This window comes from Kocuria marina (genome assembly GCA_014652975.1).
Classification (GTDB): Bacteria; Actinomycetota; Actinomycetes; order Actinomycetales; family Micrococcaceae; genus Kocuria; species Kocuria marina.
Map to the genome: position 1 here is coordinate 61171 of BMZV01000004.1, position 17472 is coordinate 78642.

Annotated in this window: 14 protein-coding genes and 2 tRNA genes; 7 read left to right on the forward strand and 9 right to left on the reverse strand. The window is 67.7% G+C overall.

The features are described from left to right. Nucleotides 1-192 precede the first annotated feature (192 nt). The 8 genes from IE157_RS09785 to IE157_RS09820 form a co-directional block, all read right to left on the reverse strand. Nucleotides 193-966, reverse strand: coding sequence for a fumarylacetoacetate hydrolase family protein (locus tag IE157_RS09785; protein WP_131332698.1), 774 nt, complete (start codon nt 964-966; stop codon nt 193-195). A gap of 117 nt (nt 967-1083) precedes the next feature. Continuing rightward, on the reverse strand, nt 1084-2181 hold the full coding sequence (locus IE157_RS09790) for a branched-chain amino acid aminotransferase (protein ID WP_193519856.1): 1098 nt from the start codon (nt 2179-2181) through the stop codon (nt 1084-1086). A 108-nt stretch (nt 2182-2289) separates the two neighbouring features. Continuing rightward, nucleotides 2290-3378 carry a 3-isopropylmalate dehydrogenase gene (locus IE157_RS09795; RefSeq protein WP_131332697.1) on the reverse strand — a complete coding sequence of 363 codons (1089 nt, stop codon included), beginning with the start codon at nt 3376-3378 and terminating at the stop codon, nt 2290-2292. A gap of 212 nt (nt 3379-3590) precedes the next feature. Then, nucleotides 3591-5144 carry a methionine--tRNA ligase gene (gene metG / locus IE157_RS09800; RefSeq protein ID WP_193519857.1) on the reverse strand — a complete coding sequence of 518 codons (1554 nt, stop codon included), beginning with the start codon at nt 5142-5144 and terminating at the stop codon, nt 3591-3593. Between the two features lie 144 nt (nt 5145-5288). Continuing rightward, a complete protein-coding gene (ilvC, locus tag IE157_RS09805) occupies nt 5289-6314 on the reverse strand; it encodes a ketol-acid reductoisomerase (RefSeq protein WP_035964613.1) in 1026 nt (341 codons plus the stop codon). Between the two features lie 98 nt (nt 6315-6412). Then, nucleotides 6413-6922, reverse strand: coding sequence for an acetolactate synthase small subunit (gene ilvN / locus IE157_RS09810; protein WP_064845687.1), 510 nt, complete (start codon nt 6920-6922; stop codon nt 6413-6415). Between the two features lie 3 nt (nt 6923-6925). Next, nucleotides 6926-8803 (reverse strand): acetolactate synthase large subunit, encoded by a 1878-nt coding sequence (locus IE157_RS09815; RefSeq protein ID WP_193519858.1) that lies wholly within the window; start codon nt 8801-8803, stop codon nt 6926-6928. A 364-nt stretch (nt 8804-9167) separates the two neighbouring features. After that, nucleotides 9168-10145 carry an NAD(P)-dependent oxidoreductase gene (locus IE157_RS09820; RefSeq protein WP_131332693.1) on the reverse strand — a complete coding sequence of 326 codons (978 nt, stop codon included), beginning with the start codon at nt 10143-10145 and terminating at the stop codon, nt 9168-9170. Nucleotides 10146-10310: 165 nt separating this feature from the next. On the opposite strand from IE157_RS09820, the gene IE157_RS09825 reads away from it, so the two are divergent. Next, nucleotides 10311-10383, forward strand: a tRNA-Lys gene (locus IE157_RS09825). A gap of 127 nt (nt 10384-10510) precedes the next feature. On the opposite strand, the gene IE157_RS09830 is transcribed toward IE157_RS09825, so the two are convergent. Next, nucleotides 10511-11026 (reverse strand): MarR family winged helix-turn-helix transcriptional regulator, encoded by a 516-nt coding sequence (locus IE157_RS09830; RefSeq protein ID WP_193519859.1) that lies wholly within the window; start codon nt 11024-11026, stop codon nt 10511-10513. Between the two features lie 287 nt (nt 11027-11313). On the opposite strand from IE157_RS09830, the gene bcp reads away from it, so the two are divergent. The 6 genes from bcp to IE157_RS09860 all read left to right on the forward strand — a co-directional run bounded on the left by bcp (nt 11314) and on the right by IE157_RS09860 (nt 17349). Then, nucleotides 11314-11787 carry a thioredoxin-dependent thiol peroxidase gene (gene bcp, locus IE157_RS09835; RefSeq protein WP_064845691.1) on the forward strand — a complete coding sequence of 158 codons (474 nt, stop codon included), beginning with the start codon at nt 11314-11316 and terminating at the stop codon, nt 11785-11787. 166 nt (nt 11788-11953) lie between these two features. After that, nucleotides 11954-12038, forward strand: a tRNA-Leu gene (locus IE157_RS09840). Nucleotides 12039-12090: 52 nt separating this feature from the next. Then, entirely contained in the window at nt 12091-13698 is a 1608-nt protein-coding gene (locus tag IE157_RS09845; protein WP_318281429.1) for an ABC transporter substrate-binding protein, read from the forward strand. Between the two features lie 115 nt (nt 13699-13813). Beyond that, nucleotides 13814-15298: a malate:quinone oxidoreductase gene (locus tag IE157_RS09850; RefSeq protein ID WP_098054729.1), complete on the forward strand. Its 1485-nt coding sequence runs from the start codon at nt 13814-13816 to the stop codon at nt 15296-15298. A gap of 307 nt (nt 15299-15605) precedes the next feature. Then, entirely contained in the window at nt 15606-15956 is a 351-nt protein-coding gene (locus IE157_RS09855; RefSeq protein ID WP_231885488.1) for a MarR family winged helix-turn-helix transcriptional regulator, read from the forward strand. A gap of 313 nt (nt 15957-16269) precedes the next feature. Further along, a complete protein-coding gene (locus tag IE157_RS09860; RefSeq protein WP_193519860.1) occupies nt 16270-17349 on the forward strand; it encodes a YihY/virulence factor BrkB family protein in 1080 nt (359 codons plus the stop codon). Nucleotides 17350-17472: the final 123 nt, after the last annotated feature.

The following is a 17472-nucleotide window of genomic DNA, read 5'->3' on the forward strand; positions in this document are numbered from 1 at the left end:
GATGCGTTTATTCTACGGGTAGGAGTCATCCCCGCGGCGGGTAGGGGGACTGCCCGCGCGGGCGTCGGCGAGCGCTGCCGCACCGCCCCGGCCGGCTCCGACGACGGCGCGCCGAGGGACGGCTCGGCAACGCGTGCGCCCCGGGTCGTCAGGCGACGGCGCACCCCGGGGGTGGGCTGGCGGCGCGCCGGGTCAGCGGCGCAGCACCGTGGTGAGCTCGCCGATCCCCTCGACCTGCACGGAGAGCTGATCGCCCTCGTCCACGATCCCGACCCCCGCGGGGGTCCCCGTGAGGATGACGTCACCGGGCAACAGCGTGAAGGCCTCGGACGCGTAGGAGACGAGCGTGGCCACGTCGAAGATCATGTCCCGCGTGTTGCCGTCCTGCTTGAGCTGCCCGTTCACGGTGGAGCGCACGGACAGGGCGGAGGTGTCCAGCTCGGTCTCGATCCACGGGCCGATCGGGCACGCGCCGTCGAATCCCTTGGCTCGGGCCCACTGGCCGTCGGTGCGCTGGGCGTCGCGGGCCGTGAGGTCGTTCGCGGCGGTGTAGCCGAACACGACCTCGGGAACGCGTTCCACGGGGACGTCCTTGCACATGCGCCCGATCACCACGGCGAGCTCGGCCTCGTACGAGACCTCCTCGGTCCAGCTGGGCAGGGTCACGGGATCGCCGGGACCGGACACCGCGGTGTTCGGTTTGAAGAACAGCATGGGAGCGGGCGGCAGCTCGTTGCCGAGCTCCTTCGCGTGCGCTGCGTAATTGCGCCCCACGCACACGATCTTGGAGCGCGGGATCACCGGGGCGAGCAACCGGGCCTCGGACACGGCCACGGTGCGTTCGAGCTCCTGGATCCCCACGTACAGGGGGTCGCCGGTGAGGTACCGCAGCGTCTCGGCGCCGGGTTCCCCGTGCACCGTGCCGAAGTGGATTTCGTTGTCGTGTGTGAACCGTGCGATGCGCATGCTCACAGGCTACACAGCCGCCCGCGATGCAACCGAGGTCGGACCGGGGGCGGCTGGTCGAACGGGTGGCACGGACCCCGCCACGCGAAGCGTGCCGAGGGATTCACGCCACGTGGATCACGCCAAGCGGGTCAACCAACCGTGCGTGTCCTCCGCCTTACCGGTCTGGATGTCCAGCAACTGCTTGCGGATGGACATGGTCACCTCGCCGGGAGCCGCGTCCTCCGGGCCGATGGTCTCGTCGTGGCTCACGAGCCGCCGCACGGGTGCGATCACCGCGGCCGTGCCGCACGCGAAGACCTCCGTGAGGTGACCCGAGTTCACGCCCTCGCGCCACTCGTCCAGGGTGAAGGCGCGTTCCTCGACCTGCAGCCCGCGTTCCTTGGCCAGCTGGATCACGGAGTCGCGCGTGATCCCCTCGAGGATGGTCCCGGTCAGTTCGGGGGTCACGAGCCGGCCGTCGTCGAAGACGAAGAACACGTTCATGCCACCGAGTTCCTCGACCGCGTCCCCGCGCTCGTGGTCCAGGAAGAGCACCTGGCTGCACCCGTGCGCGTCCCCCTCCATCTGGGCGATCAACGACGCCGCGTAGTTGCCACCACACTTCGCGGAGCCCGTGCCGCCCTTGCCCGCGCGGGCGTACGTGCGCGAGAGCCAGATGTCCACGGGTTCGACCGTGCCGAAGTAATTGCCCGCCGGGGACGCGATCACGGAGAACAGCGCCTCCCTGGACGGACGCACCCCCAGGAACGGCTCCGTACCGATCATGAACGGACGGATGTAGAGGGACTCGCCCTCCCCGGAAGGAACCCACTTCTCGTCCTGGGCCACGAGCTCGCGGATGGCATCTACAAACGTCTCCTCGGGCAGCGTGGGCAGGGCCAGCCGCTGCGCCGAGCGATTCAGCCGCGCGGCGTTGGCCTCGGGGCGGAAACTCCACACGGATCCGTCCGCGTGCCGGTAGGCCTTGAGTCCCTCGAAGATCTCCTGGCCGTAGTGCAGCACGGCGGTGGACGGGTCCAGGCTCAGCGGGCCGTACGGCTGCAGCCGTGCGTTGTCCCAGCGGCCGGTGTTCGCTTCCACGTCCCCCTGCCAGTCGATGCACACCATGTGGTCCGTGAAGTGTTTGCCGAAACCGGGGTTCCGCAACACGGCTTCGCGCACCTCATCGGTTGCGGGGTGAGGGTTGAGCTGCTTAACGAATTCAGTGCTCACTGGTGTTCTCCTTCGACGGCGTGCTGCCGGGCATCCCTGCTGAGGCGGTGCGCTGGCACGTGATGATGTGCTCCCAGTATCCCGCCCGCGGTGGCCGGGACGCGGACCTTAGGCGCTGCGCGCACCCAACTGCGCCACGACGTCGTCGCCCACCTGCGACGTGCTGCGCTGCGCGGAACCGTTCGCCTCCAGGTCTGCGCGCACGGCGGCGTTGACCTGTTCCGCGAGATCGGGGTGGCCCAGGTGCTCGAGCATCATGGCGCCCGCGAGGATCGCGGCCGTGGGCTGGGCGGTGCCGGTACCGGCGATGTCCGGGGCGGAGCCGTGGACGGGCTCGAACATGGACGGCGCGGTGCGGTCCGCGTTGATATTGCCGCTGGGCGCCAGACCGATACCCCCGGTGACCGCGCCGGCCTGGTCGGTGAGGATGTCCCCGAACAGGTTGTCGGTCACGATCACGTCGAAGCGCGCGGGGTCGGTGGTCATGAAGATCGTGGCGGCGTCGATGTGCATGTAGTTCACGGTGACGTCCGGGTACTGCTCCCCGATCTCGTCCACGGTTCGCTGGTAGAGCCGCCCGGCGTTGACCAGGACGTTGTGCTTGTGGACCAGGGTCAGCCGCTTGCGCGTGCGGCTGTTCGCGAGGTCGAACGCGTAGCGCACCAGGCGGCGGACACCGTGGGCGGTGTTCACGGACACCTCGGTCGCGATCTCGTGCTCGGTGCCCGTGCGCAGCGTGCCACCGTTACCCGCATAGAGCCCCTCGGTGCCCTCGCGCACGACCACGAAGTCGATCTCCCCCGGGTCCGACAGAGGGCTCGTGGCACCGGGGTACAGCACCGCGGGGCGCAGGTTGATGTAGTGGTCGAACCCGAAGCGCAGCTTGAGCAGCAGATCGCGTTCGAGGATCCCGGAGGGGATGCGCTTGTCGTTGGGGGCGGCACCCACGGCACCGAACAGGATCGCGTCGTGGGAACGCAACCGTTCCATGGTGTCCTCGTTGAGCACCTCACCGGTCTCGAGCCAGTGCTCGGCGCCGAGCGGGTAGCTCGTCTTCTCGAGGGTCACCCCCGCGGGGCGGGTCACGGCGTCGAGGACCTTGACGGCCTCGGCCACGACCTCCGGGCCGATACCGTCACCGGGCAGGACGGCGATCGAGTGGCTGCGGGCGGGTGCGGAAGGTGACGTCGGACTCATGGAGGCCAGCTTAGGTGCGCCCGCCGCGGCCTTCCACATGGTGAACCCGAGTTTCATATAGCGAGACGAACAGTGGGCGCGAGATCCGCTGACAGCCGACCGGCCCGACGACGCTCGGCCGGCCCGCAACGGTCGCTGCGGCGTCGTGCGGACAAGCAACGGCCGGGCCGCCCGACGACGACCCGGCCACCGCACCTCGATACCGCAGTACCTCAGTCCTGGAGCGCCTCCGGGGCCTCGTAGCGCGGGAACACGCCGGAGGGCTTGGGCAGTTCGGTCCCCGCGGCGAGCCGCGTCCCCAGGGCCGAGAACTGCCGCGCCTCCCCCTCGGGCTGACCGAGCTGGTCCAGCAGCCTGGCCATGGAATCCGGCATGACCGGCTGTACGAGGATCGCGACGATGCGCAGCACCTCCGCCGTCACGTACAGCACGGTGGCCATCCGTTCCGGATCGGTCTTGCGCAGCACCCACGGCTGCTGCGCCGTGAAGTAGCGGTTGGCCGATGCGATGACCCGCCACACGGTCTCCAGACCGCGGTGGAACGCGAGCTCGTCGAACGCCGCTCGGTAGTCCCCCACCGCCGACTCCGCCTGTTCGAGCATTTCGAGGTCCTCGGCAGTGAAGTCCCGCGGTTCCGGCACCGCGCCCCCGAGGTTCTTGGCGATCATCGAGAGGCTGCGCTGGGCCAGGTTGCCGAGGTCGTTGGCAAGATCCGAGTTGATGCGTCCGGCGATCGCGTCGTGCGAGTAGTTGCCGTCCTGGCCGAACGGGACCTCTCGCAATAGGAAGAAGCGCAACTGGTCCAGCCCGTACTCGCCGATCAGGGCGTGGGGATCGATCACGTTGCCCACGGACTTTGACATCTTCTCACCCTGGTTGAACAGGAACCCGTGCGCGAAGACCTTCCGGGGCAGCTCGAGCCCCGCGGACATCAGGAACGCCGGCCAGTACACGGCGTGGAAGCGCGCGATGTCCTTGCCGATCAGGTGCACGTCCGCGGGCCAGAACGCCCGGAACAGCTCGGCGTCCGTGTCCGGGTAGCCCAGACCCGTGAGGTAGTTGGTCAGGGCGTCCACCCACACGTACATCACGTGCTGGGGGTTGCCCGGCACGGGCACACCCCAGTCGAACGTGGCGCGGGAGATGGACAGGTCCTGCAGTCCGCCGCTCACGAAGGACGCGATCTCGTGCGAGCGCGTCTCGGGCTGAACGAACCCGGTGCGGTAGAGCTCGAGCAAGCGGTCCTGGTACGCGGAGAGCCGGAAGAAGTAGCTCTCCTCCTCGGTCCACGTGAGCTCCGTGCCCGTACCGATCGAGTAGCGCTGACCGTCCGAGCGCACCTCGGTCTCGTCCTCGGCGTAGTAGGCCTCGTCCCGCACGGAGTACCACCCGGCGTACTTGCCCAGGTAGATGTCCCCGTTGGCCTCCATGCGCCGCCACAGCTCCTGCGACGCCGCGTAGTGGTCCTCGTCCGTCGTGCGGATGAAGCGGTCGTAACCGATCTGCAGTTTGTCGTCCATGGCCAGGAAGCGCGCGGAATTGGCGTCCGCGAGGTCACGAGGGCTCACGCCCAGCTTCTCGGCGGTCTGCTGCATCTTCTGGCCGTGCTCGTCCGTCCCCGTCTGGAAGCGGACGTCGAAGCCGTCCAGCCGCTTGAACCGGGCCAGGGTGTCCGCGGCGATCGCCTCGTAGGCATGGCCGATGTGCGGCGCGCCGTTGGGGTAGGAAATGGCCGTGGTCACGTAGAAGGGAGTCTGCTCAGTCACCCCACCACTCTATCGACCCGCGCACCGTGCCCGTCGTCCTTGAAGTGGGTACGACGCCGCGGTGCCTCTCCCGTGGGAGGGGCACCGCGGCGTCGTCGTCAGTTATGTCACGCCCTGTCGGCGAGGAAGCAACGGAAGGAGGGATCAGCGAGCGGCGGTGCCCTCGGTGTAGTCCTCGTCCGTCTGCTCCCACGCGAACAGCGAGCGCAGCTGGCGGCCCGTTGTCTCGATGGGGTGCTTCTCCTCCTTGGCGCGCAACTCCTTGAACTCGCTGCCGCCGGCGGCCTGGTCCTTCATGAAGCGGTCCGCGAAGACGCCCTCCTGGATGTCCTTGAGAACGTCCTGCATGCGCTCCTTGACGGAGGGGTCGATCACGCGCGGGCCGGAGACGTAGTCGCCGTACTCGGCGGTGTCGGAGATGGACCAGCGCTGCTTGGCGATGCCGCCCTCGACCATGAGGTCCACGATGAGCTTGAGCTCGTGCAGCACCTCGAAGTATGCGATCTCCGGCTGGTAGCCGGCCTCGGTCAGCGTCTCGAAGCCGTACTGGACCAGGTGGGACATGCCGCCGCACAGCACGGCCTGCTCACCGAACAGGTCCGACTCGGTCTCCTCGGTGAAGGTGGTCTCGATGACGCCGGCGCGCGTGCCACCGATGCCCTTGGCGTAGGACAGCGCGAGCTGCAGCGCCTGACCGGACGCGTCCACCTCGACGGCCACGAGGTCCGGGACACCGCGCCCGGCCTCGAACTCGCGGCGCACGGTGTGGCCCGGGCCCTTGGGGGCGACCATGGCCACGTCCACGCCCTCGGGGGCCGTGATGTAACCGAAACGGATGTTGAAGCCGTGCGCGAAGAAGATCGCGTCACCCTCGTCCAAGTTGTCCTTGATGGACTCCTCGAACACCTGCGCCTGGACCTGGTCCGGGGTCAGGATCATGATGACGTCCGCTTCCTTGGCGGCCTCGGCCACGGTCAGCACGCGCAGGCCCTGGGCCTCCGCCTTGGCGCGGGACTTGGAGTTCTCGGACAGGCCGATGCGGACGTCCACGCCCGAGTCACGCAGGTTCAGCGCGTGGGCATGGCCCTGTGAGCCGTAGCCGATGATGGCCACGGAGCGGTTCTGGATGATCGACAGGTCGGCGTCGTCGTTGTAGTAGATCTTTGCCATGGGCTTGTTCTATCTCCTTCGAATAGCGGATGGGCATTGCACGTCGGGGCGCAACGGCACGGGCGTTGCGCGAGATGCGGTGTCCTGCGGCCGAGCGGTCAGTGCCGCAGGGCGCGATCGGACATGGATTTGGGGCCGCGGCCCAGGGCCACGGTGCCGGCTCGCACGATCTCCCGGATCCCGAAGGGCTCCAGGACGTCCATGAGGGCGTGGATCTTGTCGCGCGATCCGGTGGACTCGATGACCACGGATTCCGTGGAGACGTCCACGATCGTGGCGCGGAACAGGTCCGCGGCCTGCGTGACCTGCAACCGGGTGGCCGCGTCCGCGCGGACCTTGACCAGGATGTGGTCCCGCTGCACGGAGGACTCCGGCGACAGCTCCACGATCTTGATCACGTTGATCAGCTTGTTCAGCTGCTTGGTGACCTGCTCGAGCAGCTCACCCTCAGCATCGACCACCACGGTGATCCGGGAGATCCCGTTCAGCTCCGTGGGGCCCACCGCGAGCGAGTGGATGTTGAACGCGCGCCGCGCGAACAACCCCGCCACGCGGGTCAGCACGCCCGGCTTGTCCTCCACCAGGACGGAAAGAGTGTGTCGGCTCATCGATCAGTCCTCCGTGTTCCACTCGGGCGTCATGTTGCGGGCGATCTGGATCTGGTCGTTGGAGACCCCGGCGGGGACCATGGGCCACACCATCGCGTTCGCGGAGACCACGAAGTCGATCACCACGGGGCGGTCGTTGATCTCGAGCGCCTTCTTGATGGTCTCGTCCACGTCCTCGTCCTTCTCACAGCGCAGGGCGGCACAGCCGTAGGCGTCCGCAAGCTTGACGAAGTCGGGGATGCGACGGGAGTTGTGACCCGTGTTCAGCTCCGTGTGGGAGTAGCGACCGTCGTAGAACAGGGTCTGCCACTGACGCACCATGCCCAGGGACGAGTTGTTGATCACCGCGACCTTGATGGGGATATTGTTGATCACGCACGTGGCAAGTTCCTGATTGGTCATCTGGAAGCACCCGTCACCGTCGATCGCCCACACCACGCGGTCCGGCTGGGACACCTGTGCACCCATGGCCGCGGGGACCGCGAAGCCCATGGTGCCCAGGCCCGCGGAGTTCAGCCACTGCCGGGGCCGCTCGTAGTCCACGAACTGCGCGGACCACATCTGGTGCTGTCCCACACCGGAGACGTAGACCGCATCCGGCCCGGTCAGCTCGGAGATCCGCTCGATCACGTACTGGGGGCTGCCCAGACCGTCATCGGTCTTGGTGTAGCCCAGCGGATAGGTCTCGCTCAGGGAGTTCAGGGTATCCCACCACAGACCCAGATCCGGCGTGCCGGTTTCCTCGAACTCCTGGCGCACGGCCTGGGTGAGGTCCGGGATCACGTACTTGAGATCCCCCACGATGGGCACGTCCGCCACGCGGTTCTTGGAGATCTCCGCGGGGTCGATGTCCGCGTGGATCACCTTGGCGTTCGGGGCGAACGAGCTCAGCTGACCGGTCACGCGGTCGTCGAAGCGCGCCCCCAGGGTGATCAGCAGGTCCGACTGCTGCAGCGCGTACACCGCCGGCACGGTCCCGTGCATCCCGGGCATGCCCAGGTTCTGGTCGTGCGAGTCGGGGAAAATCCCGCGCGCCGTGAGCGTGGTGACCACCGGCGCGCCGGTGAGTTCAGCGAGCTCGAGCAGTTCCGCGGGCACGTCCGCCCGCATGGCGCCGCCACCCGTGTAGAGCACCGGACGCTGTGCCGCCGCGATCATGCGGGCGGCCTCCTTGATCTGCTTGGAGTGCCCGCGCGTCACGGGACGGTAGCCCGGCAGTTCCATCTGCGGGGGCCAGCTGAAGGTCATCATCGCCTGCTGGGCGTCCTTGGCCACGTCCACCAGGACGGGTCCCGGACGCCCGGTCGAGGCGAGGTGGAAAGCCTCCGCGATGACCCGGGGGATCTCCTGGGCGTCCGTGACCAGGTAGGAGTGCTTGGTCACCGGCATGGTCATGCCCACGATGTCCGCCTCCTGGAAGGCGTCCGAACCGATCGCGGAGCTGGCCACCTGACCGGTGATCGCGAGCATGGGGATCGAGTCCATGTTGGCGTCCGCGAGCGCCGTCACGAGGTTCGTGGCACCGGGACCGGACGTGGCGATGCACACGCCCACGCGACCCGAGGCCAGGGCATAGCCCTCCGCGGCGTGCCCCGCACCCTGCTCGTGGCGTACGAGGATATGGTTGATCTTCTCGGCGTCCAGCAACGGGTCGTAGGTGGGCAGGATGGCACCACCCGGCAGACCGAAGACGTCCGTGACACCGAGCTGCTCGAGGGAGCGGATGATCGCCTGGGAACCGGTCATCTCCTCCGGGGCCACGACCTCCGCCGCGATACCCGTCAGCCGTGCCTGGTCCGTCTCCGCGGGCCGGGGCGCCGAAGCCGCGGGCGGCCGCCGCTGGGCCATCACCGCCGGTGAGATCGGCTGATCCTTACTCATAGTGCTGTGTCCTTACCTGCTGTGTTGTGCGAGATGCCGAGCGGGGTGGCGCGGGGCGAGCCGGTGACAGGTCGTCATACATGGAAAAAGGCCCTTGCCACGGGTTCCGTGGGCTGAGGGCCTGGCGGGTACGCGCGTCGAGTACTCCTCAGGCCCGGTGTCCAATGAGGACGACCGGTACGAGGTCTACCACGATGCGCAGTGCCGTTGTCATACCGACCATGGTGTGACCCACAGAACGCGGGTGTCAAACTACGGACACCCCTTCTCACAATGTGAAACATTGTGTGCCCCACCGTGGCACCCCCGTCCGCGTGCGCGAGCCCGTCCGTGGTCGACCGTGCGGGACCGTGGTTGTCCGTGCTCACTCGTCCTGCAGGGCCAGTCGGCCCGGCTGCACGAGGAACTGCGGTGAGCGACCCTGCCGGATCAGTTCCAGCTGCTCAAGGATCAGCTTGCGCACCCGGGGCCGGAAGGAGACGTTGGAGCCGCCCACGTGGGGCAGCACGATCGAGCCCGCCGCGCTCATCAGGGAGTGGTCACCGGGAAGCGGTTCGGGGTCCACCACGTCAAGCGCGCAGCGCAGACGGCCCGAGACGACCTCCGCGGTCAGGGCGTCCGTGTTCACCACGGGACCCCGGCCCACGTTGACCACGAGGGCGTCGTCCGGCAGCAGTGCCAGGGTCCGCTCGCCCACCAGGTCGCGGGTCGCATCGCCGAGGGGTAGCGCGAGCACCAGGATGTCGGTGCGCGGCAGGATCTCGTCGAGTTCGTCGATGCCGTGGATACGGCCGGCCTCGTCCTCGCGGGCGTGGGAAGCCACTCGGGTGAGCTCCACCTCGAACGGTGCGAGTCGGGAGATAACCGCGCCTCCGATCTCCCCGACGCCCACCACGGTGACGCGGGAGTCAGCCACCGCGCGCGAGAAGTACCGCTTGTAGACACCCTCGTGCTGTTGCAACACGGCCCGGTCCAGGTTGCGCTGCGCGGCGATGATCAGTCCCAGGGCGATCTCCGCGGTCCCGGCCGCGTGCACCCAACCGCCGGCGGCCAGGGCCACGTCCTCACCGATCTTCTCGGGCACGCCGTCGAAGCCCGTGGACTGCAACTGCACCAGGCTCACGTCCCGCACGACGGAGGGGTCCTTGAGCCAGCGCCCGCTGTAGTAGGGGGCCACGGCGATGTCCACGTCCTCCCGGGCGCAGCCCTCCGGCTCGTTCTCCAGATCCCACAGCACGCACGTGAAATCGGTGGTTTCCGCGCTGATCTCGTCGAAGAGCTGCTGCTCGGGCAAGGAGATCACACGCAGGTCGGACAGCGGAACATCCTGGGAGTGGCTCATGCCCCCGATTCTACGGTCCGGTATACGCCGTAGGACCCGTACTACGGACGTGGCCATCGGCACCCCGCAGCCCGATTTGACTCCCCCCGCCGTGGTGCTAAAGTAATCTCTCGTTGCGAGGGAGAAAGCAACGGCGAACACCGCCCGCTGACCCGTCCAACGCCCGCGCCTCTAGCTCAATTGGCAGAGCAATTGACTCTTAATCAATGGGTTCAGGGTTCAAGTCCCTGGGGGCGCACGGAACGGCCGAAAGGACCGGATCACATGTGATCCGGTCCTTTCGCTATCTGAACTCAACGAGCGTGCGCGGTCGCCCCGCCGCTCGTCGCGTTCCGGGTCACGACGACGCCGCTGCGCCGCTCGGGTCAGCGCGACGTGGCGCTGTGTTCCGACTCCGTCGGTGAGTCGGCACCCTCCGTGGGACCGGCCGGGGTCTCGGTGCCATCCTCGACCTCCATGCACCAGCGTGCACCACCCAGGGTGGAGATCAGGTCGATGAGCTTGCGGCGGAACTGCTCGTCCGTGTCACGGTCGCTACCCAGCAACCCCTTCTCCAACCGCGCGGCGTCCACGAGGACCCGCTCCCCCGCCGGGGAGATGCTCACCATGTGGGAACGGCGGTCGAGCGCGTTGCGGGAACGCGTGATGTGACCATGCACCTCCAACCGGTGCAGGGTCTTGCCCATGGTCTGGGCCTGGACGCGCACTTGGTGGGCCAGTTGCGCCTGCGTCATGCTGCCCTCCGAGCGGAGGACGTCCAGGGCCATCACGCCCGCGTGGGTGATACCGAGAGACGCGAGGTTCTCGTTCCACGCGTGTTCCACGAGGCGAGCCGCCGTGGACAGCAGACGGTTCGTGGGCCACTGGTTCTTGTAGGACATAGAACTATCGTATCCGCTCGACGAAATCGCTGAACAATACTACGGGGCACCCCGCCAGTCAAATCCCCGCGCCGAACATCGTCTTGCGAACCCCTCTCGTGCGACTGCGGGAACCGCCCGGGATCGTGCGCACTGGGCGCGGGGCGGACGCAGCGACGTCGTACGGCGGGACCGAGACCGGAGCCGGTGCGCGAACCCGAAGCATGGCATGCTCGGGTGCATCCCTGAACTGTACGTGAGAACGCGTCCTTAGGGAACACCTGTCACTCACCAGGAAGGATCACGCCGTGACCGTTCGTCTATCCCCCGGGGACGCCGCTCCCGATTTCACCCTGCCCGACGCCCACGGGGAGCCCGTCGTCCTGGCGGGCCTGCGCGGGAGCAAGGTCATCCTGTACTTCTACCCCCGCGCCGAGACCCCCGGCTGCACCACGCAGGCGTGCGACTTCCGGGACAACATGGCCTCGTTCGGTGCCGAGGGTTACCGTGTGCTCGGGATCTCGCCGGACGCTCCCGCTGCCCTCGAGCGCTTCGCACAGAACGAGGGTCTGGGCTTCCCGCTGCTCTCGGACGAGGACCACGCCGTGGCGGAGGCGTACGGCGCGTGGGGCGAGAAGAAGAACTACGGGAAGGTCTATGAGGGTCTCATCCGCTCGACCGTGGTGCTCGACGAACAGGGGACGGTGAGCCTCGTCCAGTACAACGTGCGCGCCAAGGGGCACGTGGCCAAGCTGCGCCGGGACCTCGGCCTCGACACCTGAGCGGGCGGCCGCCGCCCGGCCTGGGACCCGGAACCGGGGCCGCACCGCGCGCTTCTCGGCGAGCGCGGAGGAAGCACTGGTTAGTCACTGGTTAGTCACTGGTTAGTATGGTGGACGATTCCGGGCACCCCCTCCGCGTTCAGGCCGGGTCCGGGTCCCGATGTCAGCGCGAGTGGTGGAACTGGTAGACACGCAGGATTTAGGTTCCTGTGCCTCACGGCGTGCGGGTTCGATTCCCGTCTTGCGCACCATGATGCCGCGTACTGCCGTGCGACGACGCGGCGGCCAGAGAAAGGATGCGCCGTGGTTGCTGAGAACCGCCTCGGACGGCGTTCCTTCCTCTCCCTCGCGGGCGCGGGGCTCATGCTCACCGGTTGCGGGTCCACGACCGCCCGCTCCTCGGCGAGCGCCACCGCACCCCGCAACACGTTTGTTCTGGCGCACGCCGCGGCACCGGCGGGGCTGGACCCCTCCCGGAGGAACTCGCAGGAGACGGCCCGGATCGCCACGCAGATCCTGGAGGGGCTCGTTACGGCGGACCGCTCGACCGGTGAGCCCGCGCCGGGCCTCGCGGAGTCGTGGGAGCTCGCGGATGATCGTCGGTCCGTGACGTTCATCCTGCGCCGGGGGGTCCGCTTCCATGACGGTGCCGCGCTGGACGCCGCCGCGGTCAAGGCGAACTTCGACAAGTGGCAGGCCCAGGCCGAGTCCTCCGAACCGTGGGCCTCACGCTGTGCGTTCGCCACGGCCTTCCGCCACGACACGTCGAGCCCGCTCGTGGCCTCGGCCTACGCCGGCACGGAGGTCACGGACGAGCGCACCGTGGTGGTGAAGCTCACCCGCCCCTACACGCCGCTGCTGGCCGCCCTGACCCAGCCGGCGTTCGGGATCGCCTCCCCCGCGAGCATCGAGGCGGGGACGGAGAACGAGCACCCCGTGGGCACGGGCCCCTTCCGCTTCGACTCGGCGACCGCCGACACCGTGAAGCTCTCCGCCCACGAGGGCTACTGGGGCGAGCTCGGGGACGTGGGCACCCTCGAGATGCGGGTCATCCGTGACGCACATGTGCGCTGTGCGGCCCTGCTCACGGGTGAGGTGGACGCGTACGACCTCGTGGGGCTCGACGCCTTCGCGCCCCTCGCGCGCCGCGGCGTGCAGGTGCTCTACCGCGACCCCTACTCCGTGTCCTACCTCGGGTTCAACCGTTCCGTCCCCGTGCTGCGGGACGTCGCGGTACGCCGCGCCGTCGCCTCCGCGATCGACCGCGGTGCCCTGGCGTCCCAGCTGTACCCCAGCGGGACCAACGTGGCGGACCAGTTCGTCCCCGCCCGGTTCAACGTGGACGGCGAGAACCTGCAGATCCCCGGCTACGACCCCCAGCGCGCCCGGGACCAGTTGCGGGCCAGTTCCTACCGGGGGCAGGCCCTGCGCTTCTACTACCCGCGCAATACGTCCCGGATGTACCTGCAGGAACCGGAGCGCGTGTACGCGCAGATCTCGGCGCAGCTCACCCGTGCGGGCTTCCGTCTGGACCCCGTCCCCATGGACTGGGACGACGGGTACGTGGACGCCGTGACCGACCCCACCGCGGGCCACGCGTTCAGCCTCCTGGGCTGGAGCGGGAGCTTCCGCGACCCCGACGGCTTCATGGGCCCGTTGCTGGGCACCCCCGACGCACAGTTGGGGGACGACGACGCCGGGTTGCTCACCGCGGTCAACCGCGCCGCCACCATGCCCCTGGGCGACGCCCGCAATGCCGCGTACCGCACGCTCAATGACCGCGTCTCGGCGGTGATCCCGGCCGTGCCGCTCGCGCACCCCGTCTCGGCGGTGGCTGTGAACTCGCGCGTGGCGTCCTTCCCGTTGACCTCCACGGGGTTCGAACGCTTCAACGAGCTGCGCCTGGCCTGAACCGCACCATGTGTGCCCGGCGGCTCCCTTGGGAGTTGACTGGAGCTGGGGATACCCTGGACAACGGAAAGCCTCGGCGCAGTGCCGCGTCGATCATGTACGCACGGGAGACAATGTGACTTCATCTCAACCCACCGAATCCGTCGACGTCGTCCTGGTGGGCGCCGGCATCATGAGCGCCACGCTCGCGACCCTGCTCAGCGACCTGCAGCCGGACTGGTCCATGACCGTCCTGGAGCGCCTCAACGCCGCGGGTCTCGAGAGCTCCAATGCCTGGAACAACGCGGGCACCGGACACTCTGCGCTGTGCGAACTGAACTACGCACCCCAGGCCGCGGACGGCACTGTGAGCGCCAAGAAGGCACTGAACATCAACGAGCAGTTCCAGGTGACGCGCCAGCTGTGGAGCTCGCTCGTAGAGAACGGCACGCTCGAGTCCCCCGACACGTTCATCAACCCCGTGCCCCACATCTCCATGGTGTTCGGTGAGGACCACGCGGACTACCTGCGCGCCCGCTACGACGCATTCAAGCCTCACAAGCTGTTCGAGCGCATGGAGTTCACCGAGAACCGCGACCAGATCGCCGAGTGGGCGCCCCTCACGATGCACGGCCGCGGCGCCGGTCGCGTGGCGGCGACCTTCGCCCCCGAGGGCACGGACGTGGACTTCGGTGCCCTCACCAACCAGCTGCTCACCCACCTGACCGGGCGCAACCTGACCGTGCGCTACGGCCAGGAGGTCACCACCCTGAAACGCCAGAGCGACGGTTCTTGGAACGTCTCGGTCGAGGACAGGCTCAACAGCGACAACAACCGCGTCATCCACGCGCGTTTCGTTTTTCTGGGTGCCGGCGGCGGCGCGCTGTCCCTGCTGCAGAAGTCGGGGATTCGGGAGGCCAAGGGCTTCGGCGGGTTCCCCGTCTCCGGTCTCTTCCTGCGCAACACCGATCCCACCGTCACGTCCCAGCACAACGCCAAGGTCTACGGCCAGGCCTCCGTGGGCGCCCCGCCCATGTCCGTGCCCCACCTGGACACGCGCTACGTCCACGGCGAGCGCACCCTGATGTTCGGGCCCTACGGCGGGTTCAAGCCCAACTTCCTCAAGCACGGTTCCCTGCTGGACCTGCCCAAGAGCGTGCGCGCACACAACCTCTACCCCATGACCCGTGCGGGTCTGGCCAACCTGGACTTAGTCAAGTACCTCGTGGGCGAACTGACCAAGACCCGGTCCCAACGCATGGACGCACTACGGGAGTACTACCCCGCCGCCGAGGAGTCCCAGTGGGAGCTCATCGAGGCCGGTCAGCGCGTGCAGGTCATGAAGTCGGATCGGCAGAAGGGTGGCGTGCTGCAGTTCGGCACCGAACTCGTGACCAGCGCGGATGGCTCGATCGGTGCTCTGCTGGGCGCCTCCCCCGGTGCGTCAACGGCCGTACCGATCATGCTCAACCTGCTCTCCCGCTGCTTCCCGGCAAAGATGTCCGAGTGGGAGCCCAGGATCAAGGAGCTGATCCCCTCCTACGGCAAGAAGCTCGATGAGAACCCGCAGCTCGCGGACGAGATCATGGGTCACACCGCCCAGGTGCTCGGCATCAAGTAGTCCCCTTCCGGCGGACGTTATGGAGGGTCTTTGTGCACTGCGCACAAAGACCCTCCGTCGTCTCCACCTCTGATCAGCTGTGCCCCAATGCGTGGACAGGCTCTGTCCTCCCGGCCACAAGTGTGGACACCGCTCGCTGGGGGCGCGCTCATCCCCTCTCGTAACATGTAGATAACGTCCATAGGGGGTGGACGTTGCCAAAGGGGGAAGAATGACATCAAGGGGGAGTGTCGAAGCGTGGGATGCACTAAGCCGCTGCCATGTGTCGGTGACACGTCAGCTCCAACGCGGAGTGGATTTACGCGGCTTGTCTCGTCGTGAGTTCGAGGTCCTGGCCGCGCTGTGCACCACCGGCCGGGGTGGCCTGCGGTTACGCGATCTCAACAGCCACGTGCTGTTGACGCAATCGAGTCTCTCACGCATGCTCGAGCGTCTCGAGAACAAGGGGCTCGTGACCCGGCGCCAGGATTCCCAGGACCTGCGCGGTGTGCGGGTCGCCCTGACCGATGCCGGGACCCAGCTCTACGAGCAGATCTCGCAGGACAACGACCAGATGGTCGCGGACGTCATGAGCACCGCTCTGGACGCCCAGGAGATCAGGGTGCTCACGCGACTGAGTGAACGCATCCATCAGTACGCGTTGTCGTTGTCACGGTGACCGATCCGCACCGCTGCACGCACTGACCCGCCCGTACGGCGGCCCACACCGCGCCCACGATTCGTCGTGGGCGCGGTGTCGTGTCCGGCGACGTCGCGTACAGCAGAGTCGCGCCCCGGCGGTGCCGCATGCCCCGATACCATATGATGCAGTGCCGCGCCCGACGGCGCTGCGCCGTGCGGCGGTGTCGTCGGCAGTACCGGGGCCGGCGCCGTAGAGGCGCACAGTGCGTGGGCAGGGGTCGGGAGGTCGCTAAACTTCTGAGAGTACCTGCTTTGCGCAGCCACCACATCCGCTCCTGGAGAGGACCCCCATGACCAGTCAGCACCCGGAGTCCACGGTACGTCGTGAGAACGCCGCCCCTGACCCGGACCACGACGCCAAACCCGACTCCCCCACCGAACTCAAGGGGCAGTCGTGGGGCTACGTCTTCAAGCGGGCCGTGTCCGAGTTCAGCAAGGACGGGTGCACCGACCTGGCCGCCACGTTGACGTACTTCGCGGTGCTCTCGATCTTCCCGGCGCTGCTGGCGCTGGTGTCCCTGCTCGGTGTGTTCGGTCAGGGTGAGGCCACCACGAACGCCATCCTGGACTTCCTGAACCGCTACGCTCCCGCGGCCCTCGTGGACCTGCTGTCCGGGCCCATCTCCCAGTTGACCACGCAGTCCGGGGCCGGGTTCGCCCTGGTCGTCGGTGTCGTGGGTGCCCTGTGGACCGCGTCGGGTTACACCGGTGCGTTCGCCCGCGCCATGAACCGCATTTACGAGATCTCCGAGGGCCGCCCCTTCTGGAAGCTCAAGCCCATCATGCTGCTGATCACCCTGATCATCGTGCTGATCGTGGCCGCCGTGATGTTCATGGTGTTGCTCTCCGGTGACTTCGCGCAGACAGTGGGTGACCTGGTGGGTCTGGGTTCCACCACCGTGACCGTGTGGAACTGGGCCAAGCTGCCCGTCATCCTGTTCCTGCTCGTGCTGCTCATTGCGATCCTGTACTATGCGACGCCCAACGTGAAGCAGCCCAAGTTCAAGTGGTTGAGCCCGGGTGCGGCCATCGCGCTCGTGTTCATGATCATCGCCGGGCTCGGGTTCGCTTTCTACGTGGCGAACTTCTCGAGCTACAACGCGACCTACGGCGTCATCGGCTCCGTGATCATCCTGCTCCTGGGCCTGTGGATCATGAACAACGTGCTCCTCTTCGGCGCCGAGGTGGACGCCGAACTCGAGCGTGGCCGCCAGTTGCAGGGCGGGATCCGTGCCGAGCACGCCGTCCAGCTGCCTCCCCGGGACACCACCCAGGTGAAGAAGCAGAAGGAGAAGGAGGAGAAGCTCGAGGCCGAGGGGCGCAAGATCCGGCTGCGCACCGAGCACGTGGACTACTCCCAGGACTCCTGAGTCCCCACGACGATCCTTGGCAACGCGGGCCCGCACCATCGTGCGGGCCCGCGTTCTCATGTTCAGGGCCTGGCACCCGGTGTCGCCGAGCGGGTTCGTCATCCGGTTTCTCGTCGACCCGGA

Coding starts and splice junctions, on each gene's coding strand:
- IE157_RS09785 (WP_131332698.1), bottom strand. CDS start 966: ATGCGCATCGCACGGTTCACACACGACAACGAAATCCACTTCGGCACG.
- IE157_RS09795 (WP_131332697.1), bottom strand. CDS start 3,378: ATGAGTCCGACGTCACCTTCCGCACCCGCCCGCAGCCACTCGATCGCC.
- ilvC (WP_035964613.1), bottom strand. CDS start 6,314: ATGGCAAAGATCTACTACAACGACGACGCCGACCTGTCGATCATCCAG.
- ilvN (WP_064845687.1), bottom strand. CDS start 6,922: ATGAGCCGACACACTCTTTCCGTCCTGGTGGAGGACAAGCCGGGCGTG.
- IE157_RS09815 (WP_193519858.1), bottom strand. CDS start 8,803: ATGAGTAAGGATCAGCCGATCTCACCGGCGGTGATGGCCCAGCGGCGG.
- IE157_RS09820 (WP_131332693.1), bottom strand. CDS start 10,145: ATGAGCCACTCCCAGGATGTTCCGCTGTCCGACCTGCGTGTGATCTCC.
- IE157_RS09830 (WP_193519859.1), bottom strand. CDS start 11,026: ATGTCCTACAAGAACCAGTGGCCCACGAACCGTCTGCTGTCCACGGCG.
- IE157_RS09860 (WP_193519860.1), top strand. CDS start 16,270: ATGACCAGTCAGCACCCGGAGTCCACGGTACGTCGTGAGAACGCCGCC.